This window comes from Streptomyces sp. NRRL F-6492 (genome assembly GCF_001280125.1).
Lineage (GTDB): Bacteria > Actinomycetota > Actinomycetes > Streptomycetales > Streptomycetaceae > Streptomyces.
The window spans coordinates 112862-134111 of record NZ_LGEG01000233.1 but is presented as its reverse complement, the minus strand read 5'-3'; the positions used below and the strand labels follow the sequence as shown (position 1 = coordinate 134111).

24 protein-coding genes and 4 tRNA genes are annotated in these 21250 nt (G+C 70.3%); 20 read left to right on the top strand and 8 right to left on the bottom strand.

What is annotated here, in order from left to right:
• Positions 1–26 precede the first annotated feature (26 nt).
• The 3 genes from mscL (at position 27) to ADL08_RS23800 (ending at position 1897) form a co-directional block, all read left to right on the top strand.
• On the top strand, positions 27–482 hold the full coding sequence (mscL, locus tag ADL08_RS23810; RefSeq protein WP_053646226.1) for a large conductance mechanosensitive channel protein MscL: 456 nt from the start codon (positions 27–29) through the stop codon (positions 480–482).
• Positions 483–629: 147 nt separating this feature from the next.
• The gene (htpX, locus tag ADL08_RS23805; protein WP_053646225.1) at positions 630–1493 is read left to right on the top strand and encodes a zinc metalloprotease HtpX; all 864 of its coding nucleotides are present in this window, start codon (positions 630–632) and stop codon (positions 1491–1493) included.
• On the top strand, positions 1490–1897 hold the full coding sequence (locus ADL08_RS23800) for a YccF domain-containing protein (protein ID WP_053646223.1): 408 nt from the start codon (positions 1490–1492) through the stop codon (positions 1895–1897). The genes htpX and ADL08_RS23800 overlap by 4 nt, the downstream gene beginning before the upstream one ends.
• On the opposite strand, the gene ADL08_RS23795 is transcribed toward ADL08_RS23800, so the two are convergent.
• The 3 genes from ADL08_RS23795 to ADL08_RS23785 form a co-directional block, all read right to left on the bottom strand.
• Complete coding sequence (locus ADL08_RS23795) at positions 1891–2529, bottom strand: alpha-ketoglutarate-dependent dioxygenase AlkB family protein (RefSeq protein ID WP_053646220.1); 639 nt, start codon at positions 2527–2529, stop codon at positions 1891–1893. The two genes, ADL08_RS23800 and ADL08_RS23795, sit on opposite strands and share 7 nt — an antisense overlap.
• Entirely contained in the window at positions 2526–3023 is a 498-nt protein-coding gene (locus tag ADL08_RS23790) for a methylated-DNA--[protein]-cysteine S-methyltransferase (protein WP_053646218.1), read from the bottom strand. The genes ADL08_RS23795 and ADL08_RS23790 overlap by 4 nt, the downstream gene beginning before the upstream one ends.
• A gap of 96 nt (positions 3024–3119) precedes the next feature.
• Positions 3120–3611 (bottom strand): YajQ family cyclic di-GMP-binding protein, encoded by a 492-nt coding sequence (locus ADL08_RS23785; RefSeq protein WP_053646216.1) that lies wholly within the window; start codon positions 3609–3611, stop codon positions 3120–3122.
• A gap of 171 nt (positions 3612–3782) precedes the next feature.
• On the opposite strand from ADL08_RS23785, the gene ADL08_RS23780 reads away from it, so the two are divergent.
• Positions 3783–3864 (top strand) — tRNA-Tyr (locus ADL08_RS23780).
• 104 nt (positions 3865–3968) lie between these two features.
• Entirely contained in the window at positions 3969–4136 is a 168-nt protein-coding gene (locus tag ADL08_RS37310) for a hypothetical protein (RefSeq protein WP_159043116.1), read from the top strand.
• A 13-nt stretch (positions 4137–4149) separates the two neighbouring features.
• On the opposite strand, the gene ADL08_RS23775 is transcribed toward ADL08_RS37310, so the two are convergent.
• Positions 4150–4806, bottom strand: a complete 657-nt coding sequence (locus ADL08_RS23775; RefSeq protein ID WP_053646213.1) for an SDR family oxidoreductase — start codon at positions 4804–4806, stop codon at positions 4150–4152.
• A 2-nt stretch (positions 4807–4808) separates the two neighbouring features.
• Entirely contained in the window at positions 4809–6110 is a 1302-nt protein-coding gene (locus tag ADL08_RS23770; RefSeq protein ID WP_053646212.1) for an amidohydrolase family protein, read from the bottom strand.
• A 206-nt stretch (positions 6111–6316) separates the two neighbouring features.
• Between ADL08_RS23770 and ADL08_RS23765 the strand changes: the two genes are divergently transcribed.
• From ADL08_RS23765 to ADL08_RS23740, 6 genes are all read left to right on the top strand, one after another.
• Positions 6317–6389: transfer RNA gene (locus ADL08_RS23765), tRNA-Thr, on the top strand.
• Positions 6390–6432: 43 nt separating this feature from the next.
• A tRNA-Met gene (locus ADL08_RS23760) sits at positions 6433–6505 on the top strand.
• 89 nt (positions 6506–6594) lie between these two features.
• The gene (gene rpmG, locus ADL08_RS23755) at positions 6595–6759 is read left to right on the top strand and encodes a 50S ribosomal protein L33 (RefSeq protein ID WP_003956487.1); all 165 of its coding nucleotides are present in this window, start codon (positions 6595–6597) and stop codon (positions 6757–6759) included.
• A gap of 82 nt (positions 6760–6841) precedes the next feature.
• Positions 6842–7294, top strand: a complete 453-nt coding sequence (locus ADL08_RS23750) for a MaoC family dehydratase N-terminal domain-containing protein (protein ID WP_053646210.1) — start codon at positions 6842–6844, stop codon at positions 7292–7294.
• A 2-nt stretch (positions 7295–7296) separates the two neighbouring features.
• Positions 7297–7725 (top strand): MaoC family dehydratase, encoded by a 429-nt coding sequence (locus ADL08_RS23745; protein ID WP_053646209.1) that lies wholly within the window; start codon positions 7297–7299, stop codon positions 7723–7725.
• A gap of 22 nt (positions 7726–7747) precedes the next feature.
• Positions 7748–8842, top strand: coding sequence for a UDP-N-acetylmuramate dehydrogenase (locus ADL08_RS23740; protein ID WP_267889586.1), 1095 nt, complete (start codon positions 7748–7750; stop codon positions 8840–8842).
• Positions 8843–8854: 12 nt separating this feature from the next.
• On the opposite strand, the gene ADL08_RS23735 is transcribed toward ADL08_RS23740, so the two are convergent.
• The 3 genes from ADL08_RS23735 to ADL08_RS23725 all read right to left on the bottom strand — a co-directional run bounded on the left by ADL08_RS23735 (position 8855) and on the right by ADL08_RS23725 (position 11936).
• Positions 8855–9490, bottom strand: coding sequence for an NAD(P)-dependent oxidoreductase (locus ADL08_RS23735; protein WP_053646259.1), 636 nt, complete (start codon positions 9488–9490; stop codon positions 8855–8857).
• Between the two features lie 46 nt (positions 9491–9536).
• Positions 9537–10592 carry an adenosine deaminase gene (locus tag ADL08_RS23730; RefSeq protein WP_053646205.1) on the bottom strand — a complete coding sequence of 352 codons (1056 nt, stop codon included), beginning with the start codon at positions 10590–10592 and terminating at the stop codon, positions 9537–9539.
• 117 nt (positions 10593–10709) lie between these two features.
• Positions 10710–11936 (bottom strand): pyridoxal phosphate-dependent aminotransferase, encoded by a 1227-nt coding sequence (locus tag ADL08_RS23725; protein WP_053646258.1) that lies wholly within the window; start codon positions 11934–11936, stop codon positions 10710–10712.
• A gap of 204 nt (positions 11937–12140) precedes the next feature.
• Between ADL08_RS23725 and ADL08_RS23720 the strand changes: the two genes are divergently transcribed.
• The 9 genes from ADL08_RS23720 to rpoB all read left to right on the top strand — a co-directional run bounded on the left by ADL08_RS23720 (position 12141) and on the right by rpoB (position 21206).
• A tRNA-Trp gene (locus tag ADL08_RS23720) sits at positions 12141–12213 on the top strand.
• Between the two features lie 102 nt (positions 12214–12315).
• On the top strand, positions 12316–12603 hold the full coding sequence (secE, locus tag ADL08_RS23715; RefSeq protein WP_053646203.1) for a preprotein translocase subunit SecE: 288 nt from the start codon (positions 12316–12318) through the stop codon (positions 12601–12603).
• 44 nt (positions 12604–12647) lie between these two features.
• Complete coding sequence (gene nusG, locus ADL08_RS23710) at positions 12648–13565, top strand: transcription termination/antitermination protein NusG (protein WP_053646197.1); 918 nt, start codon at positions 12648–12650, stop codon at positions 13563–13565.
• Between the two features lie 158 nt (positions 13566–13723).
• A complete protein-coding gene (gene rplK, locus ADL08_RS23705; protein WP_030318720.1) occupies positions 13724–14158 on the top strand; it encodes a 50S ribosomal protein L11 in 435 nt (144 codons plus the stop codon).
• Positions 14159–14235: 77 nt separating this feature from the next.
• Positions 14236–14964: a 50S ribosomal protein L1 gene (gene rplA, locus ADL08_RS23700; protein ID WP_053646195.1), complete on the top strand. Its 729-nt coding sequence runs from the start codon at positions 14236–14238 to the stop codon at positions 14962–14964.
• A gap of 112 nt (positions 14965–15076) precedes the next feature.
• On the top strand, positions 15077–15898 hold the full coding sequence (locus ADL08_RS23695) for a hypothetical protein (RefSeq protein ID WP_053646193.1): 822 nt from the start codon (positions 15077–15079) through the stop codon (positions 15896–15898).
• A 252-nt stretch (positions 15899–16150) separates the two neighbouring features.
• Positions 16151–16681 carry a 50S ribosomal protein L10 gene (rplJ, locus tag ADL08_RS23690; protein WP_053646191.1) on the top strand — a complete coding sequence of 177 codons (531 nt, stop codon included), beginning with the start codon at positions 16151–16153 and terminating at the stop codon, positions 16679–16681.
• 113 nt (positions 16682–16794) lie between these two features.
• Positions 16795–17175, top strand: coding sequence for a 50S ribosomal protein L7/L12 (gene rplL, locus ADL08_RS23685; RefSeq protein WP_053646189.1), 381 nt, complete (start codon positions 16795–16797; stop codon positions 17173–17175).
• A gap of 548 nt (positions 17176–17723) precedes the next feature.
• Positions 17724–21206 carry a DNA-directed RNA polymerase subunit beta gene (rpoB, locus tag ADL08_RS23680; protein WP_053646187.1) on the top strand — a complete coding sequence of 1161 codons (3483 nt, stop codon included), beginning with the start codon at positions 17724–17726 and terminating at the stop codon, positions 21204–21206.
• Positions 21207–21250: the final 44 nt, after the last annotated feature.

Below are 21250 nucleotides of genomic sequence, written 5' to 3'. Positions count from 1 at the left end.
CGAGCAGAACCTAGGAGCAGTACCCCGTGCTGAACGGATTCAAGGACTTCATACTCCGCGGGAACGTCATCTCGATGGCCATCGGTCTGGCCGTCGGAACGGCGTTCACCTCCGTCGTCACCGGCTTCAGCAAAGCCTTCATCACCCCGCTCATCGGTCTCGCCACCGGCTCCGTCGGCAACTTCAACGACGCGACGTTCAGCGTCGGCAAGACCGTCTTCCCCTACGGCCTGGCCATCTCCGCGACCATCGCCTTCGTCATCACCGCCGCGGTCCTCTACTTCCTGATCGTCGTGCCCATGACGGGGATCCAGCACAAGTTCGCCAGGGAGGAGGCCGCCGACCCCAAGTCGGAGAAGCGCGACTGCCCCCGCTGCTACGCCGAGATCCCGGCCATCGCCTCCCGCTGCGCCCACTGCACCAGCGAGGTCGAGCCCGTCGGCACCCTCCTGGAGAAGGTCGAGCTCCCGGCGCCCCGCTGATCACCCGAACGGCCCACGCGGACACCCCGGCGCGGCCGGGGAACCCGAACCTCCCGCCTGGCGTTGACCAGTACGGAAGGGTCCACTGGGTGAGTGGACCACCACGAAGAAAAGGGTTCCCCTGCCGCACCACCTGGAGGGCGTACCGTGCACCGCCGGCACAACGGGCTGAGGACCGCCGTACTCCTCGGAGGGCTCTCGGCCCTCATCATCGTCATCGGCAGCTTCTTCGGGCGTACGGGACTGATCGTCGCGCTCGTCGTGGCGCTCGGCACCAACGCGTACGCGTACTGGAACAGCGACAAGCTGGCGTTGCGGGCCATGCGCGCCCGCCCGGTCAGCGAGTTCGAGGCGCCCGCGCTCTACCGGATGGTGCGCGAGCTCTCCACGCAGGCGCGCCAGCCCATGCCCCGGCTCTACATCTCACCGACCCAGGCGCCCAACGCGTTCGCCACCGGCCGCAACCCGCGCAACGCCGCCGTCTGCTGCACCGAGGGCATCCTCGCCCTCCTCGACGAGCGGGAGCTGCGCGGGGTCATCGGCCACGAGCTCAGCCACGTCTACAACCGGGACATCCTCATCTCCTCGGTCGCCGGAGCACTCGCCTCCGTGATCATGTTCCTGGTGAACTTCGCCTGGCTGATCCCGGTCGGCCGCTCCAACGACGACGACGGCCCCGGCCTCCTCGGCTACCTCCTGATCCTGATCCTCGGCCCGATCGCCGCCTCGGTCATCCAGCTCGCCATCTCCCGCTCCCGGGAGTACGAGGCCGACGCCTCCGGCGCCCAGCTCACCGGCGACCCGCTCGCCCTGGCGGGCGCCCTGCGGAAGCTGGAGGCCGGCACCAAGCAGCTCCCGCTGCCGCCCGAGCCCCGGATCGAGACCGCGAGCCACATGATGATCGCGAACCCCTTCCGGCCCGGCCAGGGCCTCTCCAAGATGTTCTCCACCCACCCGCCGATGGCCGAACGCATCGCCCGGCTCGAACAGATGGCAGGTCGACGCCCGTGAAGACGATCCTGAACGTCATTTGGCTGATCCTGTGCGGATTCTGGATGTTCCTCGGCTACGTCCTCGCGGGACTCCTGCTCTGCGTCACGATCATCGGCATCCCCTTCGGGCTCGCCGCCTTCCGCATCGGCCTCTACGCCCTGTGGCCCTTCGGCAAGACGGTCGTCGACCGCCGCGACGCGGGCGCGCCCTCCTGCGTGGGCAACGTCCTGTGGCTGGTCCTCGCCGGCTGGTGGCTGGCCCTCGGCCACATCACCACCGGCATCGCCCTCTGCCTCACGATCATCGGCATCCCGCTGGGCATCGCGAACTTCAAGCTGATCCCGGTCTCGCTGCTGCCGCTGGGCAAGGAGATCGTCTCCACGGACCAGGCCCCGGGCGTCCACGTCCCCCAGGGCTACTGACCGGACCGCGGGACCCCGGTCTCCCGCAGGGTGATGTTGAGCCGCCCCCGCAACCCGAGGGCGGGCTCGGCGGTCCCGGGGAACACCCGGGGCACCCCGTGGTGCGCCCACCGCGAGGGCCCGCCGAAGACGAACAGGTCCCCGGAGGCCAGCTCGACGTCCCGGTAGGGCCGTCCCCGGCCCTCCTCGTTCCCGAAGCGGAACACGCACCGGTCCCCGAGGCTCAGCGACACCACCGGCGCACCGGAACGCTCCTCCCGGTCCTGGTGCATCCCCATCCGCGCCTCCGGCGCGTAGAAGTTCACCAGCGCGGTGTCGGGCGCGAAGCCACCATGGTCCCCGTAGGCCTCGGCGACGGCCTCCCGCCCGAGCGAAACCAGCCACCCGGGCAGTTCGAGGCCGACGGCGTCGAGATACCGGTACGGCACCCACTGCCGCCCCAGACACAGCGACCGCACCGACATGACGCCCCCGCCCGGCAGCACGGTCCGCCGGTACGGGAAGGGCCCGCGCCCCCACTCCCGGCAGGCGTCCACCAGCTCCCGCTGCCGCGGGAAAGGGAGCCACGCGGGCACGTGCACGGCTCCGGGAGCCACGACGACCCGCTCGCGGGGAAAGAGCCCCTCACTCACGCCAGGGCCCCCTCCAGGCCCAGCAGGCGCTCCTTGCGCTCGACCCCGGCGGCGTAGCCGCGCAGGGCCCCGTCGGCCCCGATCACCCGGTGGCAGGGCCGCACCACGAGCAGCGGATTGCGCCCGATCGCGGTCCCCACGGCCCGCACCCCGGCCCCGGCCGCCCCGACCCGCCGGGCGATCTCCCCGTACGAGACGGTGGAGCCGTACGGCACCTCTTCGAGCGCCCGCCAGACACGCCGCTGGAACTCGGTCCCGGCGCGGTCGTCGCGGGGCACCTCGAACCGCTCCCGCTCCCCGGCGAAGTACTCCCGCAACTGCCCGGCGACCTCCTCGAAGGCCCCGGGCGCACACGTCCACCCGTCCTCGACCACGACGGCCCCCCTCTGCCCCGGCAGGGACAGCGAGCACAGCACGGCACGACCCCCCGCGGCGAGCCGCCCGACGAGCAGCATCTCGCCCAGGGGGCCGTCGACGTACGCGTACACGGTCATGACTGCTTCCTCTCCCGCACGGGCCTTCCACGCCCCAGTGTGCGGGCCCGCCGACAACGGGGCTGGCGGGATTCGGACACGACCTTCGGCGGGGGACTAGCGGTAGTTCACGAACTGGATCGCGAAGTCGAAGTCCTTGCCCTTGAGGAGCGCCTGCACGGCCTGGAGGTCGTCGCGGCTCTTCGAGCTGACCCGCAGCTCGTCGCCCTGCACCTGCGCCTTGACGCCCTTGGGGCCCTCGTCCCGGATGGCCTTGGCGACCTTCTTGGCGTTCTCCTGCGAGATGCCCTCGGTGACCGAGGCGAAGAGCTTGTACTCCTTGCCGGAGAGCTGCGGCTCGCCCTCGACGTCCAGCGACTTGAGCGAGATCCCGCGCTTGATCAGCTTGGACTGGAAGATGTCGAGGATCGCGTTGACCCGCTCCTCGCCGTTCGCCTGCATGAGGATCTTCTCGCCCGACCAGGAGATCGAGGCGTTGGTTCCCTTGAAGTCGTAGCGCTGCGAGATCTCCTTGACGGCCTGGTTGAGGGCGTTGTCGACCTCCTGCCGCTCGACCTTGGAGACGATGTCGAAACTGGAGTCGGCCATGACTCGTGGCTCCTTGCTCGGATGCTGTGGGGTACAGACCGAAGCCTAGGGGGTGAGCCGCGGCCCGAACCGCTGATCAATCCGGTGGCGGAGCACCCCGGGGGATCAGGTATTGTTTACGTCGTTGCCAAGGAACACCGCCGAAAAGCGGCTCCACGGCAGCGATCTCATGGCGATGTGCCCGAGCGGCCAATGGGAGCGGACTGTAAATCCGTCGGCTTAGCCTACCCAGGTTCGAATCCTGGCGTCGCCACGCGATAGAGACGGCCCCTGATCTGCGGAAACGCGGTCAGGGGCCGTCTGCGTGTAAACCTGTGACCAGGGACGGGCGCTGACGGGGCGCTAGGGTCCCGGCCCATGGGGGCGATCGAGATCGAAGTGGATCCACTGGCGTGCAAGTGGTGCAGGCGGCCCGTTCCGCAGCGTCGGTGGTGGCGCAGGCGGCGGTACTGCAACGGCCGGCACCGCCTCAAGAAGTGGGTGGCCCGGATCTTCGAGTTCGTCGGGGAGGTCCTCTCCTCCTGACCTCCCCGAGGGGTCAGTTTCCGGCCACCGACCTCACCGCGACCGAGAGCGGGGTCGAGCCCGAGGTGAGCTCCAGGGTGAGGCCGGCCGTCGCCGGGGTCTCCAGGAGTTCCGCGAGGACCGCCGCCACGTCGTCGCGGGGGACCGGGCCGCGGCCCGTGCGGGCCTCCAGGCGGACCAGGCCCGTGCCCGCGTCGTTCGTGAGGGTGCCGGGGCGCAGGATCGTCCAGTCCAGGGCCGTACGGGAGCGGATCTCGTCGTCGGCCGAGCCCTTGGCCCGCAGATAGGTGTCGAAGATCTCCTCGCCCGGGTGGGACGCGTCCGCGCCCATCGAGGAGACGACGACGTACCGCCGCACCCCCGCCCGTTCCGCCGCGTCCGCGAAGAGCACCGCGGCCCCCCGGTCCACCGTGTCCTTGCGGTCCGCGCCGCTGCCCGGGCCCGCGCCCGCGGCGAAGACGACCGCGTCGGCGCCCTTCAGGGCGTCGGCGACCATGTGGGACGACGCCGTCTCCAGGTCCAGGACGACGGGCTCGGCACCCGCCTCCCGCAGGTCCGCCGCCTGTTCCGGCCGGCGGATGATCCCCGCCACCTCGTGTCCGCCCGCCGAGAGCAGCCTCTCCAGGCGCAGGGCGATCTGTCCGTGTCCTCCAGCGATGACGATGCGCATACTCACGACCGTACGACGGGACCGGCCTGAGGGCCCCCCGGCCCGGGCGGCCGCCTCGTCCGCGCCTGCCGCGGCAGGTCCGTCGCCGCCGCCGAGTCGCAGTACTCCCGCACCGCGCTCGTCCGCGCCACCACCCGCCCCCGGTGCACCACGATCCGGCTGTACGCCAGAGACAGCGCGCCCGCGAGCCGCTCCCCCCGCACCGCCAGCAGCTCCGCCGGGAAGCCCGCCTCCACCCGCACCTCCGGAAGCCCGAGGACCGCCCGCGCCTCCGCGCTCACCGCCCCGTACGCCTCCTCCGGCGCGAGCCCGCCCTGCGAGGCGAGCAGGTACGCCGCCTCCAGCGGGTCCCCGCGCCCCACCGGGTTCGCCGCGTCCCGCAGCGCCCCGCTCCCGGCCGCCACCCGCACCCCCGCCGACCGCAGCAGCCGCACCGGCGCCGTACCCCCCGGTTCCCGGCCCCGCGGCCCCGCGTCCGCGCACCCGCCCTGCGGCAGGCACACCACCGCCACGCCGGCCGCCGCCAGCCGGTCCGCCGCCCGCCCCGCCACCTCGGAGGGGAGCCGGGCGAGGCCCGCGCACGGCCCGATCGTCACCCCCGACCCCAGCTCCCCGGCCATCGCCGCCAGGCGGGCCAGCCACGCCGGATCGTCCCCCTCGGTGTGCAGGTCCACCGGCACGCCGTACTCCGCCGCGATCCCCAGGGCCGCCGTCAGGTGCCCGGCCGGGTCGGGATCCAGGTCCGGGCACCCGCCGACCGCCCCCGCGCCCCCGCGCACCGCGTCCCGCAGCAGCGCGCGCCCGTCCGCGCCCGCCGCCCCCGTGAGCAGCCGGGGCACGGCGACGGGCGTCAGCTCGCCGAGGCCGTGCAGCGCGCGCCGGACCCCGAGCACCGCCTCCAGCGGCCCGAGCCCGCGGTCGCCGCCGATCCGCACGTGCGCCCGCAGCGCGGTCGCGCCGTGTCCGAGCTGGAGCAGCGCGGCCTCCGTGGCCCGGCGCCGCACCTCCTCCCCGTCGTACGGGACGGGACCGGGGCGGTCGGCGGAGAGCGCCGTGTCGGCGTGGGCGTGGGGCTCGGCGGGCGCGGGCAGCAGCAGATAGCCGGTGAGGTCCACCCGGGCGCCCGCGGGCACGGGAGCGAGGCTGCCCGCCGTGCCGACCGCCTCGATCCGGTCGCCCACGAGCCGTACGTCCACGGTCCGCCCGTCGGCCAGGCGCGCGTGCGAGAGCAGGAGCGAGGTCGGGCCGGCGCCGGCCGCGGCCCCGTCCCCGGGCGGCTGGGGCTGCTTGCTGTCGGCTGACATCCGGCTCCTCAGGGCTCCTCGGGCTCGGGGCCACGCGGCGTGGTCCCGAGCCTAGGGGCGCCCGCGATGACCTGCGGGGAAGGGCGCGACGGGCGTACCGATGAGGGCTCGTGTGGCGTACGTGACACCTGGTGGGAGGGGCCGGAACGCCCCGGAGAAACGGATTTGGGAGATGGGCCGGGGACCGTGTAATGTCTTCCTCGCTCGCCCCAATAGCTCAGTCGGTAGAGCGTCTCCATGGTAAGGAGAAGGTCTACGGTTCGATTCCGTATTGGGGCTCTGGTGAGAAGGACCCGTCTTCGGACGGGCTCCGGATCATCAAAGCGGTGTAGCTCAGTCGGTAGAGCAAGCGGCTCATAATCGCTGTGTCACCGGTTCAAGTCCGGTCACCGCTACACACGGTAGCCGATTGCGGGGTCGGTCCTTCGATCGGCTACCCTTTTATGCGTTCATCCGTCCAACCGTCCGTCCAAGGAGCACTCACGTGGCTGCCACCGACGTCCGCCCGAAGATCACGCTGGCCTGCGTGGAGTGCAAGGAGCGGAACTACATCACCAAGAAGAACCGGCGTAACAACCCGGACCGTCTTGAGATGAAGAAGCACTGCCCTCGCTGCAACTCGCACACCGCGCACCGCGAGACGCGTTAATCAGGCTCGTACACGAGGCCGTCCCCGTTCGGGGGCGGCCTCGTGTCGTTTGTCGGCAACAGATCCAGGAGGTATCGAGTCCATGGCGCTCGACCAGTCCTTCGTGGGCCGGACCTATCCGCCCACCCCGCCCTACGAGGTCGGCCGCGAGAAGATCCGCGAGTTCGCCGAGGCGATCGGGGACGCCAACCCCGCGTACACCGACGCGGAGGCGGCCAAGGCGCTCGGCCACCCCGACGTGATCGCCCCGCCCACCTTCGTGTTCGCCATCACGTTCAAGGCGGCCGGACAGGTCATCGAGGACCCGCAGCTCGGCCTCGACTACAGCCGGGTCGTCCACGGCGACCAGAAGTTCGCCCACACCCGTCCCGTACGCGCCGGGGACCGGCTCTCCGTCACCTCCACCATCGAGGCGATCAAGTCGATGGCGGGCAACGACATCCTGGACATCCGCGGCGAGGTCCACGACGAGACCGGCGAACACGTCGTCACCGCCTGGACCAAGCTCGTCTCCCGAGCGCCCGAGGAGGCCTGACCATGACCGCGAAGATCGCCTACGACGAGGTCGAGGTCGGCACCGAACTGCCCGCGCAGACCTTCCCGGTGACCCGCGCCACCCTCGTCCGGTACGCCGGCGCCTCCGGGGACTTCAATCCCATCCACTGGAACGAGAGGTTCGCGGTCGCGGTCGGCCTGCCCGACGTCATCGCCCACGGCATGTTCACCATGGCCGAGGCGATCCGCGTCGTCACCGACTGGACCGGCGACCCCGCCGCCGTCGTCGAGTACGGCGTCCGCTTCACCAAGCCGGTCGTCGTCCCCGACGACGACACCGGCGCCCTGATCGAGGTCAGCGCCAAGGTCGCGGCCAAGCTGGACGACGGCCTGGTCCGGGTCGACCTCACGGCGACCAGCGCGGGCCAGAAGGTCCTCGGGATGAGCCGGGCCGTGGTGCGGCTCGCCTGAGGGGCGGCCCAGTACTTACCTGTTGCGCGCGCAACAGGTAAGTACTATTTGGAACGTGCAGCTCCTCAACGACGCCCCCCTCGCCCCCCTCACCACCTTCCGCCTCGGCGGCCCCGCCTCCCGGCTCGTCACCGCCGTCACCGACGACGAGGTGATCGCGGCCGTCCGCGAGGCCGACGACGCCGGGACGCCGCTGCTGATCGTCGGCGGCGGGTCCAACCTGGTCATCGGGGACAAGGGCTTCGACGGCACCGCGCTGCGGATCGCCACCACCGGCTTCTCCCTCGACGGGACCCGTCTGGAGCTGGCCGCCGGAGAGGTCTGGACGGACGCCGTCGCGCGGACCGTCGAGGCCGGGCTCGCCGGGATCGAGTGCCTGGCCGGGATCCCCGGCTCGGCCGGGGCCACCCCCATCCAGAACGTCGGCGCGTACGGGCAGGACGTCTCCGCCACCGTCACCGAGGTCGTCGCGTACGACCGGACCACCCGCGAGACGGTCACGCTCACCAACGCCGAGTGCGCCTTCACGTACCGGCACAGCCGCTTCAAGGAGCACCCCGAGCGGTACGTCGTGCTGCGCGTCCGCTTCGAGCTCGAAGACGCCGACGGGCTCTCCGCGCCCGTCAAGTACGCCGAGACCGCCCGCGCCCTCGGCGTCGGGCCCGGCGACCGCGTCCCGCTCGCCGCCGCCCGCGAGACCGTCCTGAAGCTGCGCGCCGGGAAGGGCATGGTCCTGGACCCGGAGGACCACGACACCTGGTCGGCCGGCTCCTTCTTCACCAACCCGATCCTCACGGCCGGGCAGTACGAGGCCTTCCTCGCGCGCGTGGCCGAGCGGCTCGGCCCGGACGTCGTCCCGCCGGCCTTCCCCGCCGGGGACGACGGCGACGACGTGAAGACCTCGGCGGCCTGGCTGATCGACCGGGCCGGGTTCACCAAGGGATACGGCTCCGGGCCCGCCCGGATCTCCACCAAGCACACGCTCGCCCTCACCAACCGGGGCGGCGCGACCACCGAGGACCTGCTCGCCCTCGCCCGCGAGGTCGTCGCCGGGGTCCGCGAGGCTTTCGGGATCACCCTCGTCAACGAGCCCGTCACCGTCGGCGTCGAGATCTAGGAAGCCCGCCGGTCAGTACGCGACGCCCACGCCCTGCTTCACCGTCGCAGGGTCGTCGATCATCGCCAGCATCGCGTGCGCCACGTCCGCGCGGGCCAGGAAGCGGCCCCGGGGCGGGGTGCCGGCGACGGCCGTGCGGTACCGGCCGGTGACCGGCCCGTCCGTCAGCCGCGGCGGGCGCACGGCGGTCCAGTCGGCGCCGCTCGCGGCGAGGTCGGACTCCATGGCCCGCAGATCGGCGTACACGTCCTTCAGGACGGCGCCGACGACCGCGCGGGCCGCCCTGTCCACGAGGGCCTGACCGTCCGGGACCGGGCCCAGCGGGGCCGCGCTGACCACCAGGAGGCGGCGCACCTTCTCGGCCTCCATCGCCGCGAGCACCGAGCGGGTCAGCCGGGCCGCCACGCCCGCGTCCGCCCGGCTCCTGGCCCCGAGGCCCGAGAGCACCGCGTCCCGGCCGGCGACCGCCGCGCGCAGGGGCCCGGGTGCGGACAGGTCCTCGGCCCGCCGGACCACGAGCCGCGTGCCGGTCACCGCGAGCCGCGCCGGGTTCCGCACCACCGCCGTCACCTCGTGGCCCGCGGCCAGCGCCTGGCGGACGATCTCCCGGCCCGTGCCGCCGGTCGCGCCGAAGACGGTCAGCCTCATCATCCCGTGCCTCCCCCGTGGCAGGACCCGCCCGCTCAAAGCCCGTTCAGGACCCGATCCAGTCGTCGATGCCCGCGAGCAGCTTCTCCCGTACCCCCTCCGGGGCCGCCGAACCCCGGACCGACTGCCGGGCCAGCTCCGCCAGTTCCGCGTCCGTGAAGCCGTGGTGCCGGCGGGCGATCTCGTACTGCGCCGCGAGCCGCGAGCCGAAGAGCAGCGGGTCGTCCGCGCCGAGCGCCATCGGCACCCCCGCGTCGAAGAGGGTCCGCAGCGGCACGTCCTCGTGCCTCTCGTACACCCCGAGGGCCACGTTCGACGCCGGGCAGACCTCGCAGGTCACCCCGCGCTCGGCGAGCCTGCGCAGCAGCCTCGGGTCCTCCGCCGCCCGCACCCCGTGGCCGACCCGCGCCGCCCGCAGGTCGTCCAGGCAGTCCCGCACCGACGCCGGGCCCGTCAGCTCGCCGCCGTGCGGGGCCGCGAGCAGGCCGCCGTCCCGGGCGATCGCGAACGCCCGGTCGAAGTCACGGGCCATGCCGCGCCGCTCGTCGTTGGAGAGCCCGAAGCCCACCACGCCCCGGTCCGCGAACCGCACCGCGAGCCGGGCCAGGGTGCGCGCCTCCAGGGGGTGCTTCATCCGGTTCGCCGCCACCAGGACCCGCATCCCGAGCCCGGTGTCCCGGGACGCCGACTCGACCGCGTCCAGGATGATCTCCAGGGCCGGGATGAGCCCGCCGAGGTGCGGGGCGTACGAGGTGGGGTCGACCTGGATCTCCAGCCACCCCGAACCGTCCCTGACGTCCTCCTCGGCCGCCTCGCGGACGAGCCGCCGGATGTCCTCCGGCGAGCGCAGGCAGGAGCGGGCGATGTCGTAGAGCCGCTGGAAGCGGAACCAGCCGCGCTCGTCGGTCGCCCGCAGCTTGGGAGGCGTACCGCTGCTCAGCGCTTCCGGGAGGTGCACGCCGTACTTGTCGGCCAGCTCGATCAGCGTCGTGGGCCGCATCGAACCGGTGAAGTGCAGGTGGAGATGGGCCTTAGGCAACAGGGTGAGGTCGCGGTCGTCGTGCGGGGGGTTCGGGGGGTGTCCCTCTGAAAAGGCCAGCATCGACCGATCCTGCCGCACCCGAACGGGGGAGGACAGTCCCTTTCCCCGATCGGGACCCCGCCCGAACGCACAAACGGGCCCCGGTTCCGAAGAACCGGGGCCCGCGTGCCGCCGCGATCAGTCCGTCGCCTCGGCCAGGAGCTTCTGGATCCGGGACACGCCCTCCACCAGGTCCTCGTCGCCCAGCGCGTACGACAGGCGCAGGTAGCCCGGGGTGCCGAAGGCCTCGCCCGGGACGACCGCGACCTCGACCTCGTCCAGGATCAGGGCGGCCAGCTCGACCGAGGTCGCCGGGCGCTGCCCGCGGATCTCCTTGCCGAGCAGCCCCTTCACCGACGGGTACACGTAGAACGCGCCCTCCGGGGTCGGGCAGACGACGCCGTCGATCTCGTTCAGCATCCGCACGATCGTCTGCCGGCGCCGGTCGAAGGCGGTGCGCATCTCCGCGACCGCGTCCAGGTTCCCGGAGACGGCGGCGAGCGCGGCGACCTGCGCGACGTTGCTCACGTTGGACGTGGCGTGCGACTGGAGGTTCGTGGCGGCCTTCACGACGTCCTTCGGGCCCACGATCCACCCGACGCGCCAGCCCGTCATCGCGTACGTCTTCGCCACGCCGTTGACCACGACGCACTTGTCGCGCAGCTCGGGCACGAGCGCCGGCAGCGAGGTGAACTTCGCGTCGCCGTAGACCAGGTGCTCGTAGATCTCGTCCGTCAGGACCCACAGGCCGTGCTCGACGGCCCAGCGGCCGATCGCCTCGGCGTCGGCCTCGCTGTAGACGGCGCCGGTCGGGTTCGAGGGGGAGACGAAGAGGACGACCTTGGTCTTCTCCGTGCGGGCCGCCTCCAGCTGCTCCACCGAGACCCGGTAGCCGGTCGTCTCGTCGGCCACGACCTCCACCGGGACGCCGCCCGCGAGGCGGATCGACTCGGGGTACGTCGTCCAGTACGGCGCCGGGACGATGACCTCGTCGCCCGGGTCGAGGATCGCGGCGAAGGCCTCGTAGATCGCCTGCTTGCCGCCGTTGGTCACCAGGATCTGGGACGGGTCGACCTCGTAGCCGGAGTCGCGCAGCGTCTTGGCGGCGATGGCCGACTTCAGCTCGGGCAGGCCGCCGGCCGGCGTGTAGCGGTGGTACTTCGGGTTCTTGCAGGCCTCCACGGCCGCCTCGACGATGTAGTCGGGGGTCGGGAAGTCGGGCTCGCCCGCGCCGAAACCGATCACCGGGCGACCGGCGGCCTTGAGGGCCTTGGCCTTGGCGTCGACGGCGAGGGTGGCGGACTCGGAGATCGCACCGATCCGGGCGGAGACCCGACGCTCGGTGGGAGGGGTAGCAGCGCTCATGCGGCCCATCGTCCCAGACCGCGTTCCGGCCGGGCACACAGGTTTCACGGACCGGACAGGAACGGTCATTCCCGGTCGTACACGCGTCCTGCGGCAGGTCGGAGCGTCTCCTGTTCGACGTAGGGGCCCAAGACCACGTATGCTCACTCCTCGTTGGTCCGCACCGGCCGCGTCTCACGATGCGGTAGGTTGGGGCACTGACAAAGGGTCGTAGCTCAATTGGTAGAGCACCGGTCTCCAAAACCGGCGGTTGGGGGTTCAAGTCCCTCCGGCCCTGCTACACACACCGCCAGGTGTTGTGCGCATGTACGTACTTCATTGCACCGCCGTGCGGCTCACCCGGGCGCGGCACGGCCGACCCGGAATCAGGTGAGACATCGTGACGGACGCCGTAGGCTCCATCGACACGCCTGATGCCGACGATGACGCCGCAGACTCGAAGAGGAAGTCCCGCAAGGGCGGGAAGCGCGGGAAGAAGGGCCCTCTGGGTCGCCTCGCCCTCTTCTACCGTCAGATCATCGCGGAGCTCCGCAAGGTCGTCTGGCCCACGCGCAGCCAGCTGTCGACGTACACGACCGTGGTGATCATCTTCGTCGTCATCATGATCGGCCTCGTCACCGTGATTGACTATGGCTTCCAGGAAGCAGTCAAGTACGTCTTCGGCTGACTTTTTGTTCCACCCCATCTGTATCGCAGGAAGAAGCAGCCACCGTGTCTGACGCGAACCTGAACGACGCCTTCGAGTCCGAGCCCGTCGAGGACGAGCTGGACACCGTCGAGGCCGCCGACGAGGACCAGGCCGACGCTGCTGACGACGCTGCGGGCGAGGCCGCCGCCGAGGAGACCGTCGAGGACGAGGCCGTCGCCGACGAACTCGTCGAGGACGAGGACGCCGCCGACGAGGCCGACGAGGACGAAGCCCTCGTCGAGGACGAGGCCGACGAGGACGAGGCCGTCGTCGAGGACGAGGCCGCCGAGGTCGAGGAAGAGACCGAGGAGGAGGCCGCCCCGGTCGACCCGGTCGCCGCGCTCCGCGAGGAGCTGCGCACCCTCCCCGGCGAGTGGTACGTCATCCACACCTACGCGGGCTACGAGAAGCGCGTGAAGGCCAACCTGGAGCAGCGCGCCGTCTCGCTCAACGTCGAGGACTTCATCTACCAGGCCGAGGTCCCCGAGGAAGAGATCGTCCAGATCAAGGGCGGCGAGCGGAAGAACGTCAAGCAGAACAAGCTCCCCGGCTACGTGCTCGTCCGCATGGACCTCACGAACGAGTCCTGGGGCGTCGTCCGCAACACCCCCGGCGTCACCGGCTTCGTGGGCAACGCCTACGACCCGTACCCGCTGACCCTGGACGAGATCGTCAAGATGCTCGCCCCGGAGGCCGAGGAGAAGGCCGCCCGCGAGGCCGCCGAGGCCGAGGGCAAGCCGGCTCCGGCCCGCAAGCTGGAGGTCCAGGTCCTGGACTTCGAGGTCGGCGACTCGGTCACCGTCACCGACGGCCCCTTCGCCACCCTCCAGGCCACGATCAACGAGATCAACGCCGACTCGAAGAAGGTCAAGGGCCTCGTCGAGATCTTCGGCCGCGAGACTCCGGTCGAGCTCAGCTTCGACCAGATCCAGAAGAACTGATCACACGGTTTTCCGACCAGGTCAGAGGGGCTGTGACAGCCGCTCTGACCTGCTCGGTTTTTAGCCGCACCTCCATACCCGTTATCGTGGTGCGGTATGCCTGCATCCGGATGTCCGGATGGCGGGCTGAACACTCTCACTAGGACCCGGAGAGAGCAATGCCTCCCAAGAAGAAGAAGGTCACGGGGCTTATCAAGCTCCAGATCAACGCCGGTGCGGCCAACCCGGCCCCGCCGGTCGGTCCCGCACTGGGCCAGCACGGCGTCAACATCATGGAGTTCTGCAAGGCCTACAACGCCGCGACCGAGTCGCAGCGCGGCATGGTCGTGCCGGTGGAGATCACGGTCTACGAGGACCGTTCCTTCACCTTCATCACCAAGACTCCGCCGGCCGCCAAGCTGATCCTCAAGGCCGCGGGTGTGGACAAGGGCTCCGGCGAGCCGCACAAGACCAAGGTCGCCAAGCTCACCGCCGCCCAGGTCCGCGAGATCGCCACGGTCAAGCTCCCCGACCTGAACGCCAACGACCTGGACGCCGCGTCCAAGATCATCGCTGGCACCGCCCGTTCCATGGGCATCACGGTCGAGGGCTGATCAGCCCCCTCGTGACCCAGTGGTAGGGCCGGCGCGGCCCGCACCACGACTCCATACCTGAACCAACAGGAGAAGAAGTGAAGCGCAGCAAGGCTCTCCGCGGCGCGGACGCCAAGGTCGACCGCGAGCGGAACTACGCTCCCCTCGAGGCCGTCCGTCTCGCCAAGGACACCGCCACCACGAAGTTCGACGGCACCGTCGAGGTCGCCTTCCGCCTGGGTGTCGACCCGCGCAAGGCCGACCAGATGGTCCGCGGCACCGTGAACCTCCCGCACGGCACCGGCAAGACCGCCCGGGTCCTGGTCTTCGCGACCGGTGACCGTGCCGAGGCCGCGATCGCCGCCGGCGCCGACATCGTCGGCTCCGACGAGCTCATCGACGAGATCTCCAAGGGCAACCGCCTGAACGAGTTCGACGCCGTGGTGGCCACCCCGGACCTCATGGGCAAGGTCGGCCGCCTCGGCCGCGTCCTCGGCCCGCGTGGTCTCATGCCCAACCCGAAGGTCGGCACCGTCACCCCCGACGTCGCCAAGGCCGTCAACGAGATCAAGGGCGGCAAGATCGAGTTCCGCGTCGACAAGCACTCGAACCTGCACTTCATCATCGGCAAGGTCTCCTTCGACGAGACGAAGCTGGTCGAGAACTACGCCGCGGCCCTGGAGGAGATCCTCCGTCTGAAGCCGTCCGCCGCCAAGGGCCGCTACATCAAGAAGGCGACCCTGACGACGACGATGGGCCCCGGCATCCCGCTGGACTCCAACCGCACCCGCAACCTCCTCGTCGAGGAGGACCCGGCCGCGGTCTGAGCCCCATCGGCTCGCTGAAGTGGTCAGCCGGCCCCGCACCTCTCCGGAGGCGCGGGGCCGGCTTCTTGTCTACGGTCGGGACCGAGGCAACGATCGAGAAGTGGGGGCACGCATGAGCGGGAACGCAGGGAAGCGCGCGGCCGTCGTCCTGGCGGCCGCGGTCGTCGTGACCGGCCTCGCGGGGTGCCAGGGCGGCGACACGAAGGCGACCGGCTCCGCGTCCGCGTCCCCGGCACCGGGGACGCAGAGCCGCGAGGAGGCCGCGAAGGCCGTACGGGCCGCCTCCGGGGAGGCCGCGCGGGCCGGGAGCGCCAAGGTCGGGATGCGCGTCGTGGTCAGCGGCGGCCAGGCGGCCGGCAGCAGCACGTTCACCGGCGTCCAGGGATGGGGCCCCTCGGTCGCGGACCTGAAGGTCACCGACTCGACGTACCTGGCGGCCGTCCCCGGAGCCCCCGCCGAGACGCGCGTGCTCACCGCCGGCGGAGCCGCCTACCTGGACGTGGGCGCCGCGCAGACCGCGCGGACGGGCGGCAAGCGCTGGATGAAGGTCGACCTCGCGGGCGCCGGCGCGGGCGCCGGGCTCGTGACCCAGCTGACCGCCGGCCTGGGCAGCGTGGACCAGGACCCGGCCCGGGAGCTCGGCCTCCTCGCCGGTTCGCCGACGCTGAAGCACCTCGGCCCGGTGCGGGGCTCCGGCGCGCAGGCCTACGGGGGAGAGCTCCCGGGAGGCAGGTACGTGGAGGTCCGGATCGGCGCGGACGGCCGCCCGGCGCGCATGGACGTCCGGACCGAGGCCGGCGGGGCGCTGACGGAACTCACCACGACCTACAGCGACTACGGCGTCCGGGCCGACGTCCGGCCCCCGGCCGCCGGGGACACGATCGGCTTCACGGAGCTGCTCAAGAGGTTCACCGGAAGGATCGGTCAGGGCTGATTTGCCCCCGGCCGACCCGGTCGCGTAAGCTTCCACAGAAGCCAAAGACCGCTGGTCGTCTCTGCGCCCATCAGGGTGCGGTGGCCGAAGGATTCGCTGAGAGATGCGAACGACCCGCGCAGGTGAATGTGGAAGAGTTCCCGGTTCCTCGTGGATCGGTCGAGCTGAGCCCCGTGCGCCTGCGCCCGGGGCGTTTTGTTTTGTCAGCCCCTTCTGAGCGGTCCTCATCACCCGGAAGGAGGCCGACGCTCTATGGCAAGGCCCGACAAGGCTGCCGCGGTAGCCGAGCTTGAGGACCAGTTCCGCAGCTCGAACGCCGCCGTGCTGACCGAGTACCGGGGTCTCACCGTGGCGCAGCTCAAGACGCTGCGTCGTTCGCTCGGTGAGAACGCCCAGTACGCCGTGGTGAAGAACACGCTGACCAAGATTGCGGCCAACCAGGCCGGGATCACCGCGCTGGACGAGCACTTCGCTGGTCCGACCGCGGTCGCCTTCATCACCGGTGACCCGGTGGAGTCGGCGAAGAGCCTGCGTGACTTCGCCAAGGAGAACCCGAATCTCATCATCAAGGGCGGTGTCCTTGATGGCAAGGCGCTCTCCGCCGATGAGATCAAGAAGCTCGCGGACCTCGAGTCCCGCGAGGTTCTGCTCAGCAAGCTGGCCGGCGCGTTCAAGGGCAAGCAGTCCCAGGCTGCCTCGCTCTTCCAGGCGCTGCCGTCGAAGTTCGTCCGCACCGCGGAGGCGCTTCGCGTCAAGCTCGCCGAGCAGGGCGGTGCCGAGTAATTCGGCTCGCGCATTGATCCGCGCCGCCTAGTGCGCGGATCGCAGCGGGCCGACAGTACGCCCGCCTCTCTATACATCCGGCACCTGCCGAATTAGTGGAAGGATCGCCCATCATGGCGAAGCTCACCCAGGACGAACTCCTCGCCCAGTTCGAGGAGCTCACCCTCATCGAGCTCTCCGAGTTCGTGAAGGCCTTCGAGGAGAAGTTCGACGTCACCGCCGCCGCGGCCGTCGCCGCCGCCCCGGCGGGCGTCGCCGCCCCGGCCGAGGCCGAGGCCGAGCAGGACGAGTTCGACGTCATCCTCGAGGGTGCCGGCGACAAGAAGATCCAGGTCATCAAGGTCGTGCGCGAGCTCACCTCCCTGGGCCTCAAGGAGGCCAAGGACCTCGTCGACGGCACCCCGAAGCCGGTCCTCGAGAAGGTCGCGAAGGACGTCGCCGAGAAGGCCGCCGAGTCCCTCAAGGCCGCCGGTGCCGCTGTCACGGTCAAGTAAGGCCGTTTCGGTTCGCTGAGCCGACTCCTGCCCCCGTGTAACGCGGGAGCACCGAAGGGCGATCATCCACATGGGTGGTCGCCTTTCGGCGTTCCCGGAAGCGGGCGTGGCGGGCGTCCGGGGGGCCGTCGGAAGCGGAGTATGGTGATCTTCGCCGTGCGCCCCGCGGAGCGGGGCCCCTTGACGAACCGCACGCAGCGCGCAATTCTCAGGACGCGTCGTCACAACGATCCGTATCCGAGGCATGGATCGACGGCGGAACGGGCAGTATCGAGGTGCGCCGCACGGCGCGAAGTAGCGCGGAGTTGAGAGCAACGAGGGTCGCGAAGAACTCGCCCTGGACATCAGTGAGCCAAGTGGCTACACTGACCCTTTGCGCTGCCTGTTAGCTGCCCCCTGCCCGTCACCAGGGGCATACCTTCGCATCCGCTTCATCGGCCGACCCCTTCTGACCTGGCCCTTCGGTCACATCAGGAAACGTCTGCCCTGGAGCTCTGCTGGGGACCGGTACGCGCGTAGTGAGTCCGAGCCCTCGGAAGGACCCCCTCTTGGCCGCCTCGCGCAACGCCTCGACCAATACGAACAACGGCGCAAGCACCGCCCCGCTGCGCATCTCCTTTGCAAAGATCAAGGAGCCCCTCGAGGTTCCGAACCTCCTCGCGCTGCAGACCGAGAGCTTTGACTGGCTGCTCGGCAACGCCGCCTGGAAGGCTCGCGTCGAGGCTGCCCTTGAGTCGGGACAGGACGTCCCCACGAAGTCCGGCCTGGAGGAGATCTTCGAGGAGATCTCCCCGATCGAGGACTTCTCCGGGTCGATGTCGCTGACCTTCCGCGACCACCGCTTCGAGCCGCCGAAGAACTCGATCGACGAGTGCAAGGACCGTGACTTCACGTACGGCGCCCCGCTCTTCGTCACCGCCGAGTTCACCAACAACGAGACCGGCGAGATCAAGTCCCAGACGGTCTTCATGGGCGACTTCCCGCTCATGACCAACAAGGGCACCTTCGTCATCAACGGCACCGAGCGTGTCGTGGTGTCGCAGCTGGTCCGTTCGCCGGGCGTCTACTTCGACTCCTCGATCGACAAGACGTCCGACAAGGACATCTTCTCCGCCAAGATCATCCCGTCCCGGGGTGCCTGGCTGGAGATGGAGATCGACAAGCGCGACCTGGTCGGTGTCCGCATCGACCGCAAGCGCAAGCAGTCCGTCACCGTCCTCCTGAAGGCCCTCGGCTGGACCACCGAGCAGATCCTCCAGGAGTTCGGCGAGTACGAGTCCATGCGCGCCACCCTGGAGAAGGACCACACCCAGGGCCAGGACGACGCGCTGCTCGACATCTACCGCAAGCTGCGCCCGGGCGAGCCGCCGACCCGTGAGGCCGCTCAGACGCTGCTCGAGAACCTCTACTTCAACCCGAAGCGCTACGACCTCGCGAAGGTCGGCCGCTACAAGGTGAACAAGAAGCTCGGCGCGGACGAGCCGCTGGACGCCGGCGTGCTCACCACCGACGACGTCATCGCCACGATCAAGTACCTCGTGAAGCTCCACGCGGGCGAGACCGAGACGATCGGCGAGAACGGCAACGAGATCGTCGTCGAGACCGACGACATCGACCACTTCGGCAACCGTCGTCTGCGCAACGTCGGCGAGCTCATCCAGAACCAGGTCCGCACGGGCCTGGCGCGTATGGAGCGCGTCGTCCGCGAGCGGATGACCACGCAGGACGTCGAGGCGATCACGCCGCAGACCCTGATCAACATCCGGCCGGTCGTCGCCTCCATCAAGGAGTTCTTCGGCACCAGCCAGCTGTCGCAGTTCATGGACCAGAACAACCCGCTGTCGGGTCTGACGCACAAGCGTCGTCTCTCGGCGCTGGGTCCCGGTGGTCTGTCCCGCGAGCGGGCCGGCTTCGAGGTCCGAGACGTGCACCCGTCCCACTACGGACGCATGTGCCCGATCGAGACCCCCGAAGGCCCGAACATCGGTCTGATCGGTTCGCTCGCCTCGTACGGCCGCGTCAACGCGTTCGGCTTCATCGAGACGCCGTACCGCAAGGTCGTCGACGGCCAGGTCACCGACGAGGTCGACTACGTCACCGCCGACGAGGAGGACCGCTTCGTCATCGCGCAGGCCAACGCCGGCCTCGACGACGACCTGCGCTTCACCGAGAACCGCGTCCTGGTCCGCAAGCGCGGCGGCGAGGTCGACTACGTCCTCCCGGCCGACGTGGACTACATGGACGTCTCGCCGCGCCAGATGGTGTCGGTCGCGACCGCCATGATCCCGTTCCTGGAGCACGACGACGCCAACCGCGCCCTCATGGGCGCGAACATGATGCGCCAGGCCGTTCCGCTCATCAAGTCCGAGGCCCCGCTCGTCGGCACCGGCATGGAGTACCGCTGCGCCACCGACGCCGGCGACGTGCTCAAGGCCGAGAAGGACGGTGTCGTCCAGGAGCTGTCGGCCGACTACATCACGGTCGCCAACGACGACGGCACGTACATCACGTACCGCCTGCACAAGTTCTCCCGCTCCAACCAGGGCACCTCTGTGAACCAGAAGGTCGTCGTGGACGAGGGCGACCGCGTCGTCGAGGGCCAGGTCCTCGCCGACGGTCCCGCCACCGAAGACGGCGAGATGGCGCTCGGCAAGAACCTCCTCGTGGCGTTCATGCCGTGGGAGGGCCACAACTACGAGGACGCGATCATCCTGTCGCAGCGCCTCGTGCAGGACGACGTCCTCTCCTCGATCCACATCGAGGAGCACGAGGTCGACGCCCGTGACACCAAGCTCGGCCCGGAGGAGATCACCCGGGACATCCCGAACGTCTCCGAGGAGGTCCTCGCGGACCTCGACGAGCGCGGCATCATCCGCATCGGTGCCGAGGTCGTCGCCGGCGACATCCTGGTCGGCAAGGTCACGCCCAAGGGCGAGACCGAGCTGACCCCGGAGGAGCGCCTGCTCCGCGCGATCTTCGGCGAGAAGGCGCGCGAGGTCCGCGACACCTCCCTGAAGGTGCCCCACGGCGAGATCGGCAAGATCATCGGCGTGCGCGTCTTCGACCGCGAGGAGGGCGACGAGCTTCCCCCCGGCGTGAACCAGCTGGTCCGCGTCTACGTCGCCCAGAAGCGCAAGATCACCGACGGTGACAAGCTCGCCGGCCGTCACGGCAACAAGGGCGTCATCTCGAAGATCCTGCCGATCGAGGACATGCCGTTCCTGGAGGACGGCACCCCGGTCGACATCATCCTCAACCCCCTCGGCGTCCCGTCCCGAATGAACCCGGGACAGGTCCTGGAGATCCACCTCGGCTGGCTCGCCAGCCGCGGCTGGGACGTCTCCGGCCTCGCGGACGAGTGGGCGCAGCGCCTCCAGGCGATCGGCGCCGACCAGGTCGCCCCCGGCACCAACGTCGCGACCCCGGTCTTCGACGGTGCGCGCGAGGACGAGCTCGCGGGCCTGCTGAACCACACCATCCCGAACCGCGACGGCGAGCGCATGGTGCTCCCGACCGGCAAGGCGAGGCTGTTCGACGGCCGCTCCGGCGAGCCGTTCCCGGACCCGATCTCCGTCGGGTACATGTACATCCTCAAGCTCCACCACCTGGTCGACGACAAGCTCCACGCGCGTTCGACCGGCCCGTACTCGATGATCACCCAGCAGCCGCTGGGTGGTAAGGCCCAGTTCGGTGGCCAGCGCTTCGGTGAGATGGAGGTGTGGGCGCTGGAGGCGTACGGCGCCGCTTACGCCCTCCAGGAGCTGCTGACGATCAAGTCCGACGACGTGACCGGCCGCGTGAAGGTCTACGAGGCCATCGTCAAGGGCGAGAACATCCCTGAGCCCGGCATCCCCGAGTCCTTCAAGGTGCTCATCAAGGAGATGCAGTCCCTGTGCCTCAACGTGGAGGTGCTGTCCTCGGACGGCATGTCCATCGAGATGCGCGACACCGACGAGGACGTCTTCCGCGCAGCGGAGGAGCTCGGCATCGACCTGTCCCGGCGCGAGCCGAGCAGCGTCGAAGAGGTCTGACGGGAGTCCGGCCGGGGGGACCAGTCACGGTCCCCCCGCCGGCC

Excerpts from the sequence above, each read along its gene's own strand:
- ADL08_RS23695 (WP_053646193.1), top strand. The coding sequence starts at position 15,077 with ATGAGCGGGAACGCAGGGAAGCGCGCGGCCGTCGTCCTGGCGGCCGCG.
- ADL08_RS23790 (WP_053646218.1), bottom strand. The coding sequence starts at position 3,023 with ATGACCGTGTACGCGTACGTCGACGGCCCCCTGGGCGAGATGCTGCTC.
- rplK (WP_030318720.1), top strand. The coding sequence starts at position 13,724 with ATGCCTCCCAAGAAGAAGAAGGTCACGGGGCTTATCAAGCTCCAGATC.
- ADL08_RS23735 (WP_053646259.1), bottom strand. The coding sequence starts at position 9,490 with ATGAGGCTGACCGTCTTCGGCGCGACCGGCGGCACGGGCCGGGAGATC.
- ADL08_RS37310 (WP_159043116.1), top strand. The coding sequence starts at position 3,969 with ATGGGGGCGATCGAGATCGAAGTGGATCCACTGGCGTGCAAGTGGTGC.
- rplL (WP_053646189.1), top strand. The coding sequence starts at position 16,795 with ATGGCGAAGCTCACCCAGGACGAACTCCTCGCCCAGTTCGAGGAGCTC.
- ADL08_RS23785 (WP_053646216.1), bottom strand. The coding sequence starts at position 3,611 with ATGGCCGACTCCAGTTTCGACATCGTCTCCAAGGTCGAGCGGCAGGAG.
- ADL08_RS23725 (WP_053646258.1), bottom strand. The coding sequence starts at position 11,936 with ATGAGCGCTGCTACCCCTCCCACCGAGCGTCGGGTCTCCGCCCGGATC.
- ADL08_RS23730 (WP_053646205.1), bottom strand. The coding sequence starts at position 10,592 with ATGCTGGCCTTTTCAGAGGGACACCCCCCGAACCCCCCGCACGACGAC.
- rplJ (WP_053646191.1), top strand. The coding sequence starts at position 16,151 with ATGGCAAGGCCCGACAAGGCTGCCGCGGTAGCCGAGCTTGAGGACCAG.
- ADL08_RS23775 (WP_053646213.1), bottom strand. The coding sequence starts at position 4,806 with ATGCGCATCGTCATCGCTGGAGGACACGGACAGATCGCCCTGCGCCTG.
- ADL08_RS23745 (WP_053646209.1), top strand. The coding sequence starts at position 7,297 with ATGACCGCGAAGATCGCCTACGACGAGGTCGAGGTCGGCACCGAACTG.
- ADL08_RS23770 (WP_053646212.1), bottom strand. The coding sequence starts at position 6,110 with ATGTCAGCCGACAGCAAGCAGCCCCAGCCGCCCGGGGACGGGGCCGCG.
- ADL08_RS23750 (WP_053646210.1), top strand. The coding sequence starts at position 6,842 with ATGGCGCTCGACCAGTCCTTCGTGGGCCGGACCTATCCGCCCACCCCG.